Here is a 15,689-nt window from a genome sequence, read left to right on the forward strand (position 1 = left end):
GTCAGACGTCCTTGTCCTGGGAGGTGGGCGCGACGAGCTGCTCCGCCTCGGCGATGTTCGCCTCCACGGCGTCGTCGGGGGTGTCGAAGTCGCCGCGCAGCGCCTCGACGAGCTTCTCGACCGCGTAGACGCAGGAGAAGCCCATGCCGATCGGCACGACGACGTACATGGCGAGCAGCGTGATGTCCGTGCCCGTCGCGATGGTCAGGCCGGTCATGAGCTGGCGCGCGCCCGTCGGGAGCATCATCGCCGCGTAGACGGCGACGAGGCCGAACAGGCCCGCGGAGAGCGCGTAGCCGAGCGCGACGAACGCGCGGCGAACCTTCCCGCGCAGGCGGTCGAGGAGCAGCGTCACCGCGATGTGCTCGCTGCGGCGCACCGCGACGGGGATCGCCGTCATGACGCACCAGACGAACGCGAGCGTCGCGAACTCCTCGGACCACACGGTCGGGCTGTTGAGCACGTACCGCATGAAGACCTGGAGCACGAGGACGGCGCTCACGAGCGTGATCGCGACGCCCGAGACGACGAACAGCGCGCGCTCGGCGCCGGACAGGACGCCGCGGACGGCGCGGGCCGCGCTCACGGGACCATCACCAGCTTGACGATGTCGCCCGGCCCCTCGGCGGCCATGGTCGTCGTGATCGCGGCGCCCTCCTCCAGGGAGGTCGTGCGGGACACGAGCACGTCCGCGAGCTCCGGGTGGCGCGCAAGGACGTCGAGCGCGGTGCGGAAGTCGTCCTTCGTGTACATGGCCGTGCCGAGCAGGGCGATCTCGCGCACCTGGAGCTGCCCCACCGGGACCGGCACGGGCTGGTTGAACACCGCGACCTGGACGATCGCACCGCCGGGCGCGACGGCCTCGAACGCGCGCTCGACGAGCGCGGGCACGCCCGCGGCGACGAAGACGGCGTCGTACGAGCCGGGCTCGAGCGCGGCGTCGGGCAGGTGGACGCCCGTCGCACCGACCGCGCGCAGCACCTCGTGGACGTGCTCGCGCGGCTCGACGACGTCGACCACCGTGCTGCCGCCGTCGGCGAGCACGCGCGCGACGAGCGCGCCGATCGTGCCGCCGCCCAGCACGAGCGCGCGCTCGCGGCGCCGCTCCCCCAGCTGCGCGACGGCGTGGGCCGCGACCGCGACCGGCTCGGCGAGAGCGAGGTGCTCGTCCGCGACGCCGTCGGGCGCGGGGACCAGCGTGTACGCGGGCACGACGACGTGCTCGGCGAACGAGCCGTCCCACTCGGCGACGCCGAGCATCTGCTTCCTCGCGCACAGGTGGTAGCCGCCCGTCGTGCACAGGTCGCACGTGCCGCACGGGCGCTGCGGGTCGACGACGACGCGGTCGCCGACGACCACGTCGGCGACGTCCGGGCCGACCTCGGCGACGCGGCCACCGGCCTCGTGGCCGGAGATCAGCGGCGGGACGCGGAACGGGTGGGTGCCTCGGAGGGCGGCCAGGTCGGAGCCGCACACCCCCGTGGAGGTGACGGCGAGCAGGACCTCGCCGGGGCCGGGGACCGGGCGCGGGATGTCGACCACGTGGGCGGTCCCGGACGTCTCGAATCTGATGGCGCGCATCGTGGAACAGCTCTTTCCCCGCGACTGGGAAGCCGCGTTGCTCTGCGTGCGGGTGAGGGGAGACCTGCCGGCACCGGTGCCCGACGTCGGACGCTCGGCTCAGCAGGTTGAGTGACTGTATCCTGTCATACCAGTTGAGCCAACCCCGTCTCACGACCGCGAGCAGGGACCGCGTCCGGGCAGGTCGTGGCCCCCGTGAGGCAGAATGGCGCGGTCGTCACCCCGAGGAGGAACGGTGCCCGAGCCCGATGCGACGCTGCCGACGAGCGGCATCGTGCGACAGCGCCGACTGTCCGACCAGGTCGCCGACGCGATCCGCGACGACATCCTCGCGCGCGAGCTCCAGCCCGGCGACCGGCTGCCCTCCGAGCGCGAGCTCTGCGAGTCCTACGGCGTCTCCCGCACCGTCGTGCGCGAGGCGGTCCGCGCCCTCACCGCCAAGGGCATCGTCACCGCCACGCCCGGCTCCGGCCTGAGCGTCGGGCGCACCAGCATCGACGACGTCGGCCAGATGCTCCAGATGTTCCTCCACCACGGCCCCAACGTGCCCTACCTCCAGCTCCACGAGGTCCGCGCGACGCTCGAGGTCGCCGTCGCCGGCATCGCCGCCGAGCGCATCGACGACGCCGCGCTCACCGGCCTCGCCGACCTCGTCGACCAGCTCCCCGGGCACGCCGACGACATCGTCGCCGCGTCCAAGAACGACTACGCCTTCCACCGCGGCCTCGCCGTCGCGACCGGCAACGACTTCTTCGTCATGCTCTACGACGTGCTCGGCGAAGGGCTCATGGAGACGCGCATCGCCACGTTCTCCTACGACCCGCGCCGCATCGACGTCGTCACGCGCGCGCACCGCGCGATCGTCGACAACCTCGACGCGCACCGCGCCGACGGCGCCCGCGCCGCGATGCTCGACCACCTCACCGAGGTCCGCGAGACGTGGGTGCGCCACCAGGACGGCGCGCGGGCCTGACGGCGGTCGCGGCGACGGGCGGTGCGGCGGTCGCGGCGGACGCGCCGTGGGCGCGCGCCGCTAGGGTCGGGGCGTGATCAAGGTGCTCGTGGTCGACGACGACCCGATGGTCCGACGGCTGCTCCGGACCATCCTGCGGCCCGACGACATCGAGGTCGTCGCCGAGGCCGCCGACGGCGACCAGGTCGTGACGGCCGTCCAGGCGCACCACCCCGACGTCGTGCTCCTGGACCTGCGCATGCCCCGCGTCGACGGCGTGACGGCGACACGCGCCGTGAGGATGCTCCCCGACCCGCCCGGCGTCATCGCCATGACGTCGTTCGACACCGAGTCCAGCATCCTCGACGCCGTCCACGCCGGGGCGTCCGGGTTCCTCGCCAAGGACGCGTCACCCGACGAGATCGCCTCCGCCGTCCGCGCCGTCGCAGCCGGCGACGGCGCGCTGTCGCCCCGCGCGGCGCGCGTCGTCATGGCGCAGGTCACCGCCGCGCCCGGCGCGGCGGGACGCAGGGAGGCCGCACAGCAGGTCGCGACCCTCACCGAGCGCGAGCTCGACGTCGCGCGACTCGTGGCGCAGGGCCTGTCCAACCCCGAGATCGCGCAGCGGCTGTACGTGAGCGAAGCGACGGTCAAGACCCACCTCTCCGCGGCGAGCGCGAAGCTCGGCGTCACGAACCGCGTGCAGCTCGCGGTGCTGGTGTCGCAGTCGGCTGGCAACAGCGCGTAGCCGCTGGCGGGAGCTGTCGAACCCGTCAGACGAAACGGGCACTCTCGGCGAACTTCACCCGACGGACACTTGCCCGTTTGCGGGCCGCCTGGTGAGCTGCCGGCATGGACTCTGCCGTCGAAGCCGCGCTGCGCACACGCATCATCCAGTGGGTGCACGACCGGGCCGAGGCGAACGGCGGATTCCTCCACCGGGACGAGCTGCTCGACTTCCACATCGACGGCCGCAAGCTCCCGGTCATCGACTACTCGCGCGGCATCCGCAACCCGCAGAGCTTCTCCTCGACGCTGTCGATCGTCAGCTCGGCGAGCGGACCGTACGACGACACCGAGTCCGAGGACGGCCTCCTCCACTACGCGTACCGCGCCGGTGACCCGTGGAGCGGCGACAACCGCAAGCTGCGCGAGGCGATGACGAGCGGGATGCCGCTCATCCTGTTCCGCAAGGAAGTCCCGAACATCTACACCCCGGTCGCCCCGGTGTACGTCGTGGACGACGAGCCGGAGAACAGCCAGTTCCTCATCGCTCTCGACGAGGCCTTCCGGTTCATCCCGGACCCGGCCCATCTCACGACGCCGCAGCGCGAGTACGCGCTCCGGCTCGCCAAGCAGCGACTGCACCAGCCGGCGTTCCGCACCCGCGTCCTCGTCGCCTACGAGACCCGGTGCGCGATCTGCGAGCTCAAGCACGGGGCGCTGCTCGACGCGGCGCACATCGTCCCGGACAGCGAGAAACATGGACTGCCGACCGTGAACAACGGACTCGCCCTCTGCAAGATCCATCACGCCGCGTACGACCAGAACATGCTGGGCGTCACGCCTGACGGCGAGGTCCGGATCGCGCTCGAGCTCCTCCGAGAGATTGACGGTCCCATGCTCAAACATGGGCTGCAGGAGATGCACGGGCGACAGCTCAGCGTGCCGCGTCGCTATTCGGAGCGTCCTGACCGAGAGCTGCTCGCCTGGCGCTTCGAGCGCTTCGAAACCGCATAGCGCAGCAGCGCACGACCCTCATTCCTCCCGCCAGAACTGAAAAATACACCTCACCGCCGTCTTGGCGTGTAGCGACTCCTCGCCCTGCCGCTCGAGGACGGCGGCCCAGTCGGTGTTGTCGTTGCCGAGAGGGGTGGCGACCTGGAATCGCGACGGCAGCTTGACGAAGAGCTTGACCTCACTCTGCTTCTCGAGCTGGTTCGCAAACGCCCGCTCGACGTCCGAGTCCGTAACAAGTGACTCGAAGACCGACTTGGCGAATCTCTTCGGCTCCCCGAGCTCGTCGACGATGACGTTCCTGCCTTCGCCAACGTAGCCGGCGAGGTCATCATCGGTGAAGAACTCGTGGGAGTACCACCGCTCATCGTCGGACCGGTCGGCGGGGATCGGCTCGTACTGCACGCCGTCGACTAGGAGCTTCTCCTCGGCGGTCGCGACGTCGGTCTCCCTGACCCGCGCTCGCGCGGCGAGGTCGCTGAGGACGCCGCCTCTTCCGGGAGGAGCTCGGCGAAGCGGTCCGTCCTGAAGTCGAACGTGCGCGAGCTCGTCCCCACCAGATGACCGACGAGCCGGCCGTACAGCTCGACGCGGAGGTCAGCCATCGAGCTTCTCCACGTCGTCCCCGCCTGCCCCGGAGAGGTCGTCGCCGATCGGTTCGTCGATCTCCGCCCACAACCGGACGCCCGTCGCGTCGAGCATGGCGAAGAGGCGCTCCGTGAGAAGTCCGGGCTTGCCGTTCTCCATCTCCCAGACCCACTTCTGCCCGATGCCGAGCTGGTCGGCCAGCTGCCGCTGGCTCGTCCCGCGCAGCAGCCGGCCCTGCTGCAAGGCGAAGCCGAGCAGCTCGGGACTCGTGATCTCGATGCGGACCGCCATACCGCCTCCGATGACGTCGATAGTGAAGTCAGTCCAAACGACGTCGATATCGAAGTCATAGAAGTTGAGGTCGATCTCGACGTCAGCGCGGAGCGGGGTGCAGCTGATACCTGAACGCGTGCCACCCCTGCGCCGCCTTTCACCCAGCGCGCGGCAACCCGCCGAGGGCGCGCTGTGGGGGCGATGCGGGCCGGTACGGTCAGCGGCCGTCGAGCAGTCCCATCGCGACGCCGATCACCAGCACCGCCACGATGACGACGACACACCACAGCACCCCGACGAGCCCAGGCCGGGGCCCGTCGCGCCGTCCGCCGTCGTCGGGCGACCCGTCCTCGCGCCGGGAATCGTCGGGCTGTCGGTCCATACCGCCAGGACACCACGCGGGCCGCGGGTGAGCACGGCAGGCAGCGGCCGCGACCCCGCCGACGCGCGAGCCCCGGCACTGCTCCGTAGTCTCGCGGGATCCCTGGTTCCGGCGAAAGGAGACCCCATGGCCGACGCCCCGACCCCTCCCCCGGCGACGGGCCGCATCGTGCTCCTCGGCGCGACGGGCTACACGGGCACGCTCGTCGCGCACGAGCTCGTGGCCCGCGGCGCCCGGCCCGTGCTCGCGGGTCGGTCCCAGGACCGCCTGGACGCGCTCGCCGCGGACCTCGCCGCGACGGCACGGACCGCGGCGGCACCGTCCGCAACGGCACCATCCGCAGCGCCCCGCCACCGCGCCGAGCCCACGGACTCGCCCGAGGCCGGGAGCCCGCCGTCGGGCACCTGGGTGCGAACGCCGCTCGAGACCGCGGTCGCGGACGTCGACGACGCGCGCACCGTGCGTGCGCTGGTCGGGCCGGGCGACGTGCTGGTCTCGACGGTCGGGCCGTTCGGGCGGCACGGTGGTCCGGCGGTCGAGGCCGCGATCGACGCGGGCGCGGTGTACCTCGACTCGACGGGCGAGCCGGCGTTCATCCGACGCGTGTTCGACGAGCTCGGCCCGCGCGCCCGGCGCACGGGTGCGGCGCTGCTCACGGCGTTCGGCCACGACTGGGTGCCCGGCAACCTCGCGGGGGCGCTCGCGCTCCAGGACGAGGGTGCCGACGCGGCGCGCCTGGAGATCGGCTACTTCCCCACCGGCGGCGGCGTGAGCGGCGGCACGCGCGTGAGCGCGCTGGAGACGGCGCTCGAGCCGTCGTACGCGTGGCGCGACGGCGACCTCCGGACCGAGCGCGTCGCGGCGCGCGTCGTCACGTTCGATGTCGGCCCCGGACGGCGCGTGCGGGGTGTCACCGCGGGCGGTACCGAGCCGTTCACGCTCCCCGGCTTCGCGGCGGGGCTGCGCGACGTCGAGGTGGCGCTGGGCGTGTCCGGCCCCGCGGCGCGGCTCGCGCCGGTGGCGACGGCGGTCGCGACGGCCGCGCTGCGCGTCCCCGGGCTGGGCGACGGCCTGCGGCGCCTCGCCCGCTCGCGCAGCGGGTCGAGCGGCGGTCCGGACGAGGCGGCCCGCGCGGCGTCGCGCACGCACGTGCTCGCGGTGGCGCGCGACGCCGAGGGCGACGTGCTGCGCCGGGCGCGACTCGACGGCCCCGACGCCTACGACCTCACGGCCCGCTACCTCGCGTGGGGCGCGACCCGGGCCGCGGCCGGTGAGACCCGCGGGACGGGAGCGCTAGGCCCGGTCCAGGCGTTCGGCCTCCGTTCACTGCTCGCCGCGACCCGCGCCGCAGGCACGACGGTGACGACCAACCGATGACTCGAACGTGGGATAAGCGACCGCCGAACATGGGGTTGCCGACCACGAACGACCCCAGACGGTCACTAACCCCATGCTCGGCTGGAGGAGGGTGGGGCGGGGCGATCGTAGGATCGGGGTGATGTCTGACCACACCACGGGGGCGCCGTCCGCCCCTCATGACGAACCGCCCCTGCCGCCGTCCGCCGCGCTGGCGCGCAAGACCGCCGACCCGAAGGCCATCCTGCGGCTGGTGGGCAACGACGAGTCCGTCGACGACCTGCCGCGCACGCCCGAGGGGCTCATGGAGCCGCCGTCGGGCGTCGGGACGAAGGTCCGCAACGGGGTGCTGCTCGCGCTGCTGTCGGGCGGGTTCGTCTGGCTCGTGACGGTCAACGCGTGGGACCACGACGGCTTCTTCCCGTGGTTCTGGAACGTCGTGTGGACGATCTTCCCGTGGGTCTTCCTCGGCCCGATCTGGGCGGGCTACGCGCGGTCGCTGCGCCGGTCGCGCGACGACGCCCCGCTCTACGCGCAGTACCACCGCGACCGCCTGGCCGCGACGCGCGAGGCCGGGGTCGTGACGGCGTCGGTCACGGACCGGACGGAGTCGGGCGGCGTCGCGCACTGCGCCGTGCGCGTGCGGCACGGGGCGCTGACGACGACGGTCACGCGCCTCGCCCCGGTCACGAACCTGCTCCCGTCGGAGGTCCCGCAGCCCGGCGACCCCGTGGTCGTCTGGCGCCTGCCCGGGGAGCGGGTCGTGGTGCAGGCCCGCCGCGACCGCACGCGCGCCCTGCACGACGCCGCCCGGGCCGCGGGCGCGACCGTCGCCGACGCACCGGTCGCCGACGACCCGACGACCGACACGGACGCCCCGGCGTGGGGCTCGCCCACGCGCTCGTCGTCCTCGACGACCACCACGTACACGACGACCCGCCTGACCCGCGGCGCGGGCACCCCCGAAGTTACCGTGCAGCACGGCGTCACCGCGGCGCTCGCCGAGCTCGCGAGCCTGCACGCCGCGGGCTCCCTCACCGACGACGAGTTCACCGCCGCCAAGCGGATGCTCCTCGGCGGCTCCTGAACCGACCGGCTCGACCACCCGCCCAAGCCGCCGAGCCGCCGAACTCCCAAGCCGCCGAGCACGAGTCTGCTGGCGGTCTCGCCGCGAGAACGACAGCAACGTCGTGCTCGGCGCCGACCCGAGCACCCGGCAGACTGTCCTCCGTGAGCAGCAGCCGCCGACCCCGGCAGCCGTACCGGCCGAGCATGGTGTGGACCGCGGTGCGCGGCGGCGTGCGCGGTCGCGAGCGCCTGACGCCCGTCGCCGACTACCTCGCGGTGCTGCTGATCCTGCTCGCGCTGTGCGGCGGCGCGGTGGCGTTCGCGGTGTGGCTCCTGCGGAACGGCGAAGGGTTCGCGGCGGCCCTGATCGGGATCGTCGCCCTCGCCTTCGGCGGCGGGCTGCTGGCGTACGTGCGCGGGCCGTCGAAGCACGCGGTCGTGCTGCGGCCGCACGAGGTCGAGCTGCCGGTGGGCCGCGCGGAGGTGGTCCGGGTCGTCGTGCGGTGGGACGACGTCGCGCGCGTCCACGTCGTCCGGGGCGAGGGGCGCCCGTCGCTCCGGGTCGAGCTGCACGACGGCGCACGGGCGCGCCACGCGGAGGGCGAGGACCTGCTCCAGGGTCGGCCCGCGCACGGACCGGACCCCGATCCCGTCGTCGTGACGGACGCCGAGGCGGTCGCGCGCGTCCTGCGGCACCTGCTCGACCACCCGGAGGACCGCGCGCGCCTCGCCCAGCGCGGCGGGCTCGGGATCGTCCTGGCCTTCGTCCGCCCGGTGTACGGCGAGCCGCCGGCCTGACCGGACCGCGCGGCGTCGGGCAGCCCGGCCGCCCTGCCCACAGCCCGACGGCGAGGCACGCCCCTCCCCGGCGTCCCCTCCCGGCGGGGCAGGCCGAGCACGACCCTGCGCGCGGTCGAGAACGACTCTCCCGTCGGGATACCGCCCCAGGCGACAGCAACGTCGTGCTCGGCGCACCGGGGGTGTCTCTCGGACCCAGGGTGGGCCGGGGACGACGACGGCCCGGGCCCGCTCCTGGAGGGAGCGGGTCCGGGCCTTCGCCGGTCGGACTGCTGGTGGGACGGGTGCTGTCAGCGGCGACCGATGTCGGACAGCTGGGCCGCCGTGATGACGAGGTCGCGCTCGGCGTCGTCGAGGACGCCGTCGAGGACGAGGTCCTCGGTCACGAGGCTCACGTGGTCGACGAACTCGCGGTGCGTCGCGTACTCGTCGTTCTCGGCGACGTGGTCGTTGACCGTGCAGCCGGTGCCGTCGTCGTAGTTCTGCACCGTGCTGTCGTGGCCGTCGATGATCACCGTCGGGCGGATGTCCGAGCCGACGCAGCGGTCGCGCACGAGCTTGAGGACCGTGAAGGTCACCTCGCCGCTCGTGACGTTCCCGACGCCGTCGACCGCGCGGTAGCGGACGACGTGCTGGCCGTCGGCCGCGAACGCGACCGGGGCCGCGTAGCGCTGCCACGCGCCGTCGTTGGCCTGGAACTCGATGCGGTCCACGCCGGACTCCTCGTCGACCGCCGTGAGCGTGACGCGCGCGCTCGCGACGAAGTCGCCGTCGCGCGTGCGGCTGCCGCTGACGCCCGCCGTGACGACGGGGCCGTCGGTGTCGCCGCCGGGCTCCTCGCCGCCCGCGATGACGAACGTGACCGTCTTCGGGGCGGACACGTTGCCCGCGACGTCCGTCGCGCGGTAGGTCACCGTGTGCGACCCGGGGGTCCGCACGGAGATCTGCTTGGCGTACGGGGTCCACTCGCCGCCGTCGAGCTGGTACTCGACCGACGCGACGCCGGAGTCGGCGTCCTTCGCGAGGAGGCGCACGAACACGTTGTCGAGGTACTCGCCGGCCTCGTTCTTGTCGCCGCCCATGACGCGGTGGTCGACGGTCGGGGCGACGGTGTCGCCGCCCTGGCCCGCGACGACGTCGAACGTGACGGTCGCCGGCTCGCTGACGTTCCCCGCGACGTCGGTCGCGCGGTAGGCGAGCGTGTGGCGGCCGGGCTCGTCGACGACGACGGCCTCGGTGTACTCGGTCCAGCCCGCGCCGTCGAGGTCGTACTCGACGGACGCGACGCCCGAGCCGTCGTCCGTGGCGGTGAGCAGCACGGACGCGGAGCCGACGTAGGCGCCGTCCTCGTCCTGCTGGCCGCTGAGCTCGGTCGCGACGATCGGGGCCGTCGTGTCCTCCTCGGCCTCCGCCACCACGACGAACTCGGTGACGGTCTCCTCGGAGACGTTGCCCGCGACGTCGGTGGCCCGGTAGACGAGCGTGTGCTCGCCGGGCTCGTCGACGACGACCGGCTCGGTGTACGGCTGCCAGCCGGCGCCGTCGAGGTCGTACTCGACGCTCTCCACGCCGGACGCGTCGTCCGTCGCGGTCAGCGTCGCGGTGGCGGACCCGACGAACGCGCCGTTGCCGTCCTGCGTGCCGGTGACCTCGGCGGTGACGGTCGGGGCGGTCGTGTCGTCCTCGCCGCCGCCGGCGACGACGGTGAACGTCACGGAGCCGACCTCGGACACGTTGCCCGCGACGTCGGTCGCCCGGAAGGACACGGTGTGCTCGCCGACCTCGGTGAACGGCACCGTGGTCGTGTACGGGAGCCATGCGCCGCCGTCGACCTGGTACTCGACGGACGCGACGCCCGAGCCCTCGTCCGTGGCGTGGAGCATGAACGCGGCGGTGCCGACGTAGGCGCCGTCCTCGTCCTGCTGCCCCATGACCATGGGCTCGACGACCGGGGCGGTCGTGTCCTCCTCGACGTCGCCCTCGACGACGGTGAAGCTCGCGGTCTGCGCCTCGGACGTGTTGCCCGCGGCGTCGGTCGCGCGGAACTGGAGCGTGTGCGCGCCGACGGCGTCGACGACGAACGGCTCCGTGTAGGCCTGCCAGCCCGCGCCGTCGAGGTCGTACTCGACCCCGGCCACGCCGGAGTCGTCGTCGGTCGCGTCGAGCGTCACGGTCGCGCCGCCCACGTAGGCGCCGTCGCCGTCCTGCTCGCCGGTGACGAGCGCGGTCACGGACGGGGCCGTGGTGTCCTCGCCGCCGGTGCCGCCGTCGGTGACGACGAGCTCGCCCCACATCTCGCCGTGCCCGGGGATGGCGCAGAAGTAGCGGTACTTGCCCGGGGTGAAGGTGACCTGCGCCTCGTGCCGCCCGCCGTTCGCGTCGAACGGGCTCGCGAGGATGTTGAGGTTCACGTCGTGGTTGTAGCCGGGCGACGACGTGTCGAACGTGAGCGTGTGGCTCATGCCGAACGTGCTGCCGGTCGCCATGCTGTTCTCGAACACGATCGTGGCGGGACCCGCCTCGGCCGTGGCCGGGAAGGCCTTGTAGTCGGTCACGCTGTTGTCCGCGGTCCACGTGAGGACCTGCTCCGCGGCGACGGTGGCGTCGGCGACGGAGAAGACGGACGACGGCGCTGCCGTCCCTGCGGGGGACGCGGACGCCGGGGCGACGGTGAGGACCGTCGTCGCGGTGAGCCCGGCGACCGTGGCGGCGAGGAACCGCCGCGCGCCGCGGCGGCGGACGCCACCGGGACTGGTACGTCGTTCCATGAGGGTGCACTCCTCGGGGGGTGTCTCGGGGAAGGTTCTGGGAGTTCTGGGGTGCTGTCGGACTGCGGGGTACGGGCGGGGACGGCCTGACCGGCCGCCCCCGCCCGGCGGTGCTACAGGTCCGCGACCCGGATGTCGCGGAACTCGATGAGGTCCGCGTTCCCGTGGTTCTGGAGCCCGATGAACCCGCTGTCGAACTGGCGCAGGTCGGTCGGCGGGTCACCGGCGCGGGACGACTGCTGTCCCGGCGTGTTCTCCCACTCGTTGATGACGACGCCGTTGCGGATGATCGTGTACTGCTGGCCGACCACCCGGATCTCGTACTCGTTCCACTCGCCCTTCGGCTTCTCGCCGCCGGTGTTCAGGCCGAGCGGGTCGAAGTTGTAGACCGAGCCGGTCTTCTGCGGCTCGCCCGTCGGGCCGTCGTAGATCTGGATCTCGTGACCGCACGAGATCGCGACCCACGCGGGCGACTGGTTGGCCGCGCACGGCACGTCGCCCGGGTCGTTCGGGTTCGGGAACCGGGTGAACACGCCCGTGTTGGCGTGGTGGTCACCCGCGGAGACGTCGCGGTACAGGAGCTTCACGGAGAAGTCCCCGAGCTCCTCGCCCGCGTACCAGAGCATCCCGAGACCGCCGCTCGACTTCAGCGAACCGCCCGGCTCGAGCGTGAACTTGCCGCTCGGGGCCTGGAACCAGTCGTACAGCGACTCCTGCGTGCCGTCGAAGATCGTGCGGTACCCGCCCGGGTCCACGCCGATCTGCGACCGCGCCGCGGCGTCGACGAGGCGAGCACGCTCGCGCTCGTCGATCCGGCTGTCGTCGTACAGGCTCTTCGCGACCGACTCGACGTGCGCCAGGAACCGGGCGTGGGTGCGCCACTCCTTCTCGTCCTGGAACAGGTCGTTCATCGTGCAGGCGCCGAGGTCGAGGTTCTCGACCGTGGAGTCGACGTCGCCGAAGAACACGGTCTCGCGCTCGTCGGGCAGGGTGCACGACGGCGAGCCGTCGGTCGTGACGGTGGCCGTCGAGCCGTCCGCGTACGTGACGGTGAGCTTGGCCTCGTAGGTCCCGATGCGGGGGTACTTGTGCTTCGGGTTGGCCTGGCGCGAGGTCTTGCCGTCGCCGAACTCCCACAGGTAGGAGACGCCGCCGGACCGCGCACCCGTGAACTGCACCGTGAGCGGGTCGCCCTGGATGCTCGTCGCGGACGCGGCCGGGGCCGGGGTCGGGGCCCCGCCCTGGTACGTGATCCGCATGAGCTTCTGGTTCGGGTCGAGGCTGAAGAAGCCGCCCGCGTAGTCGACCAGGTACAGCGCGCCGTCCGGACCGAACTTCGCGTCCATCCAGCTCTGGAGCAGCCCGTCACCGCGGCCGCCCGGGATGATCTGGCGCAGGTCCTCCATGAACGCCGGGGCGCCCTGCTCCTCGACGGCGTCCGGGTCGACCGTCACCGCGACGCGGTTGTTCGAGTTCGACTGGTCACCGATGAACCACTTGCCCTCCCAGTACGACGGCCACGCGACGTCGGACTCGGGGTCGACCTGCGACTGGCGGTAGGTCGGACCGGACATGACGGCCTGGCCGCCGCCCCGCAGCCACGGGATGGTGTAGGTCGCCTCGTCGTCCTCGTACGTCGGGATGCCGTTGCCGCGGTCCGGGAAGACCGGTCCGCCGCCCGAGGGCGAGTACCAGATCATGTTGTCCCGCACCGGCGGGAGGTCCACGAGGCCCGTGTTGCGCGGCGACGTGTTCTTCGGGTTGTCGCAGTCGTACCAGCCGGTGAGGACGCTCGCGTCCTCGTTGCTCCGGTCACGGTACGGCTGCTTGTTGCCCATGCAGTAGGGCCAGCCCTGGTTGCCCGCGGACGTGATGATCGTCGCGGTCTCGTACTTCGCCGGGCCGAGCTCGGGGCTCGGGCTGCCGGCGTCCGGGCCCACCCAGGCCGCGGTCAGCCAGTCGGTGTCCGGGTCGATCTGGAGGCGCGAGATGTTGCGCACGCCCATGACGTAGATCTCCGGGCGCGTCTTGTCCGCGGGGTACTCGCCCACCGGGAACAGGTTGTCGTCCGGGATCGTGTACGTGCCGTCGTCCTCGGGGTGGATCCGCAGGATCTTCCCGTTGAGGTCGTTCGTGTTGCCCGACGTGCGGCGCGCGTCCTGGAAGCTGATCCCCGCGTACTCCTGCGTCCAGTTGTTGCCGGAGTACCCGTTCGACCCGCCGGACGAGTTGTTGTCGCCCGAGCCGACGTAGAGGTTGCCCTCGCTGTCGAACGCCATGCCGCCACCCGCGTGGCAGCAGCTGTGGATCTGCGTCTCCCACTCGAGCAGGTCGACCCGCGTGCTCTGGTCGATCGTCGGGGTCTCGGGGTCGTAGGTGAACCGCGAGACGGTCCGGTAGCCGACGCGACGCTCGCGGTCGATGTTCTCGTGCGGCATCCAGTACACGTAGAGCCAGTTGTTGGTCGCGAAGTCGGGGTCGGGCACGATGCCGAGCAGCCCCTCCTCGTTCTTCACGAGCTCGTCGCCGCTGCCGCGGTTGCCCATGACGTCGAGCGTCGTGAGCAGCTTCGCCTCACCCGTCTCCGGGTCCCACTGGTGGATCGTGCCGCAGCCGAGGCCCACGTTCGGGTCGCTCCACGGGACGATCGGGCCGGTCGCGCAGGCGCCGCGGCCGATGTAGAAGACCGTGCCGTCGGGGGCGATCGTCAGGCCGTGCTGCTCGCCGTTCTGGTCGAGCGTGCCGGCCGTGTTCACCTGGGAGAGGCGCTCCGCCTTGTAGTTCGACGCGATGGTCGCCTGGCAGTCGCCGCGCACCACGCCCGTCGTCCACTGGAGCGCACCGAGCAGGTGCTCGCGGAACGTCGCGTCCGCCCAGCTCTCGGGCGTGCCGCCCATGCCGGTGAAGAACGACCGGCCGCCGTCGTAGTCGCGGCACCACGAGACGGGCTGGAACGGGTTCGTCGTCGGGCCGGCGTCGGGGCCGGGCTCGAGCGTCGCGACCGTGTGCACGTCACCGGTCGGGTCGTCGGCCCAGTCGAGCCACCGGTCCTCGCGGTCCCACGTGAGCGGGAGGTCCGCCGTCGCGGGGTGCTGGCGGTCGACCAGGTCGACCGTGCGCTCCTCGAGCGGGATCTCCGGGTCGGGCTGCTCGACGGAGTCGGGGCCGAAGATCGAGAGCTCCGCGAGCTGGATCTCGGCGTCGCCGGAGTTCGCGGTGACGTCCAGCCGGTACCAGCCGTACGCGGTCTCGTTCGCGACGTCGAACGTGCGCGGCTGGAAGCGCTGCGGGAAGTCCTCGTCGGTGCGCGTGTCGAGGTCGACCCACGTCTGCCCGTCGGTCGAGCCCTGGAGCTTCCAGTTCTTCGGGTCGCGGCCCGCGGAGTCGTTCGCCGACGTGATGCCGTACTTCACCACCGCGACGGGCTGCTCCATGCGCAGCGTGAGCTGGCCCGTGCGGGCGAACGTCAGCCACTTGGTGCCGGGGTCGCCGTCGACGGCCTTGGCCGGCGTCTCGGCGGCCGGGCTGCGGCCGGTGCCGGTCGCCTCGGCGACCTTCTCCGCCGTCATCGTCGCGCCCTTGATCCGGGCGCCGACGAGACCCTCGAACCACTTCGAGGCCTCCTGCGAGCGTGCAGCGTCGCGCACGCCGAGGAAGCCGCCGCCGCCGTTGATGTACGCCTGGAGCGCGGCCTCCTGCTCGCCGCTCAGCTCGATGCCCTCCGCGGAGAGCATGACGACGCCGCGGTACTCGCCGAGCGTCGCCGCGCTGATCATCTCCGGGTCGGACGTCGCCTCGACCTCGAAGCCGTTGGCGGCCCCGAGCTCGGTGAGCGCCGCCGTCGCCTCGACGACGGGGTCGGTTTGCTCGTCGGGCGCGCCGTGGAACACGAGCACGCGCACGGGCGCGGCCGCGGCGGCCGGCGCGGCGGCGACGGACCCCGCCGCGAGCGACCCGCCCGCGCTGACCGCGGTGGTGGGTGCGGTGGCGCCGGTCTGGGCCGCCGCCGGGAGGACGGCGGCGCTCGCGACGAGCGCGACGCCCGTCAGGCCGACGGTCAGGGCCCGTAGTGCCCCCGGTCGGGAGCGCCCCCTCGTGGGGGGTGTCGATCGTCTGGAAAGCACTCTCCAACTCCTTCGTCATCGGTGCGACGCCCCCGGACGGACCGGAAGCGGTCCTGCTGGTG

Annotated in this window: 13 protein-coding genes; 6 read left to right on the top strand and 7 right to left on the bottom strand. The window is 72.7% G+C overall.

The features are described from left to right. Position 1: 1 nt before the first annotated feature. Together ACZ4MO_RS12715 and ACZ4MO_RS12720 are read right to left on the bottom strand one after the other, a co-directional pair. Entirely contained in the window at positions 2-586 is a 585-nt protein-coding gene (locus tag ACZ4MO_RS12715) for a TRAP transporter small permease (protein WP_074803496.1), read from the bottom strand. Then, positions 583-1,581: an alcohol dehydrogenase catalytic domain-containing protein gene (locus ACZ4MO_RS12720; RefSeq protein ID WP_175009659.1), complete on the bottom strand. Its 999-nt coding sequence runs from the start codon at positions 1,579-1,581 to the stop codon at positions 583-585. Before ACZ4MO_RS12720 ends, ACZ4MO_RS12715 begins: the two co-directional genes overlap by 4 nt. Before the next feature lie 235 nt (positions 1,582-1,816). Here ACZ4MO_RS12720 and ACZ4MO_RS12725 point away from each other — a divergent pair, with 235 nt between their 5' ends. The 3 genes from ACZ4MO_RS12725 (at position 1,817) to ACZ4MO_RS12735 (ending at position 4,273) form a co-directional block, all read left to right on the top strand. Further along, a complete protein-coding gene (locus ACZ4MO_RS12725; RefSeq protein ID WP_186810476.1) occupies positions 1,817-2,554 on the top strand; it encodes a GntR family transcriptional regulator in 738 nt (245 codons plus the stop codon). Positions 2,555-2,627: 73 nt separating this feature from the next. Then, positions 2,628-3,281, top strand: a complete 654-nt coding sequence (locus tag ACZ4MO_RS12730; protein ID WP_186810477.1) for a response regulator — start codon at positions 2,628-2,630, stop codon at positions 3,279-3,281. A 104-nt stretch (positions 3,282-3,385) separates the two neighbouring features. Further along, positions 3,386-4,273: an HNH endonuclease gene (locus ACZ4MO_RS12735; protein ID WP_175009661.1), complete on the top strand. Its 888-nt coding sequence runs from the start codon at positions 3,386-3,388 to the stop codon at positions 4,271-4,273. 18 nt (positions 4,274-4,291) lie between these two features. Here ACZ4MO_RS12735 and ACZ4MO_RS12740 read toward each other — a convergent pair whose 3' ends face one another. The 3 genes from ACZ4MO_RS12740 to ACZ4MO_RS12750 form a co-directional block, all read right to left on the bottom strand. Further along, entirely contained in the window at positions 4,292-4,675 is a 384-nt protein-coding gene (locus tag ACZ4MO_RS12740) for a restriction endonuclease (RefSeq protein ID WP_175009662.1), read from the bottom strand. A 192-nt stretch (positions 4,676-4,867) separates the two neighbouring features. Further along, the gene (locus ACZ4MO_RS12745; protein ID WP_175009663.1) at positions 4,868-5,149 is read right to left on the bottom strand and encodes a helix-turn-helix domain-containing protein; all 282 of its coding nucleotides are present in this window, start codon (positions 5,147-5,149) and stop codon (positions 4,868-4,870) included. Between the two features lie 199 nt (positions 5,150-5,348). Continuing rightward, positions 5,349-5,513: a hypothetical protein gene (locus tag ACZ4MO_RS12750; RefSeq protein ID WP_186810478.1), complete on the bottom strand. Its 165-nt coding sequence runs from the start codon at positions 5,511-5,513 to the stop codon at positions 5,349-5,351. A 126-nt stretch (positions 5,514-5,639) separates the two neighbouring features. On the opposite strand from ACZ4MO_RS12750, the gene ACZ4MO_RS12755 reads away from it, so the two are divergent. From ACZ4MO_RS12755 to ACZ4MO_RS12765, 3 genes are all read left to right on the top strand, one after another. Next, positions 5,640-6,890, top strand: a complete 1,251-nt coding sequence (locus ACZ4MO_RS12755; protein WP_186810479.1) for a saccharopine dehydrogenase family protein — start codon at positions 5,640-5,642, stop codon at positions 6,888-6,890. 121 nt (positions 6,891-7,011) lie between these two features. Beyond that, positions 7,012-7,956, top strand: coding sequence for an SHOCT domain-containing protein (locus tag ACZ4MO_RS12760; protein ID WP_175009664.1), 945 nt, complete (start codon positions 7,012-7,014; stop codon positions 7,954-7,956). A gap of 143 nt (positions 7,957-8,099) precedes the next feature. Further along, on the top strand, positions 8,100-8,735 hold the full coding sequence (locus tag ACZ4MO_RS12765) for a glycosyltransferase family protein (RefSeq protein WP_175009665.1): 636 nt from the start codon (positions 8,100-8,102) through the stop codon (positions 8,733-8,735). A gap of 290 nt (positions 8,736-9,025) precedes the next feature. On the opposite strand, the gene ACZ4MO_RS12770 is transcribed toward ACZ4MO_RS12765, so the two are convergent. Beyond that, positions 9,026-11,503, bottom strand: a complete 2,478-nt coding sequence (locus ACZ4MO_RS12770; protein WP_175009666.1) for an OmpL47-type beta-barrel domain-containing protein — start codon at positions 11,501-11,503, stop codon at positions 9,026-9,028. A gap of 113 nt (positions 11,504-11,616) precedes the next feature. Beyond that, a complete protein-coding gene (locus tag ACZ4MO_RS12775; protein ID WP_255437340.1) occupies positions 11,617-15,627 on the bottom strand; it encodes a ThuA domain-containing protein in 4,011 nt (1,336 codons plus the stop codon). Between the last annotated feature and the right edge of the window lie 62 nt (positions 15,628-15,689).

This window comes from Sphaerisporangium cinnabarinum (genome assembly GCF_055567015.1).

Bases quoted from the DNA above. Each gene is read 5' to 3' on its own strand.
- ACZ4MO_RS12720 (WP_175009659.1), bottom strand. From the start codon at position 1,581: ATGCGCGCCATCAGATTCGAGACGTCCGGGACCGCCCACGTGGTCGAC.
- ACZ4MO_RS12735 (WP_175009661.1), top strand. From the start codon at position 3,386: ATGGACTCTGCCGTCGAAGCCGCGCTGCGCACACGCATCATCCAGTGG.
- ACZ4MO_RS12745 (WP_175009663.1), bottom strand. From the start codon at position 5,149: ATGGCGGTCCGCATCGAGATCACGAGTCCCGAGCTGCTCGGCTTCGCC.
- ACZ4MO_RS12750 (WP_186810478.1), bottom strand. From the start codon at position 5,513: ATGGACCGACAGCCCGACGATTCCCGGCGCGAGGACGGGTCGCCCGAC.
- ACZ4MO_RS12755 (WP_186810479.1), top strand. From the start codon at position 5,640: ATGGCCGACGCCCCGACCCCTCCCCCGGCGACGGGCCGCATCGTGCTC.
- ACZ4MO_RS12760 (WP_175009664.1), top strand. From the start codon at position 7,012: ATGTCTGACCACACCACGGGGGCGCCGTCCGCCCCTCATGACGAACCG.
- ACZ4MO_RS12770 (WP_175009666.1), bottom strand. From the start codon at position 11,503: ATGGAACGACGTACCAGTCCCGGTGGCGTCCGCCGCCGCGGCGCGCGG.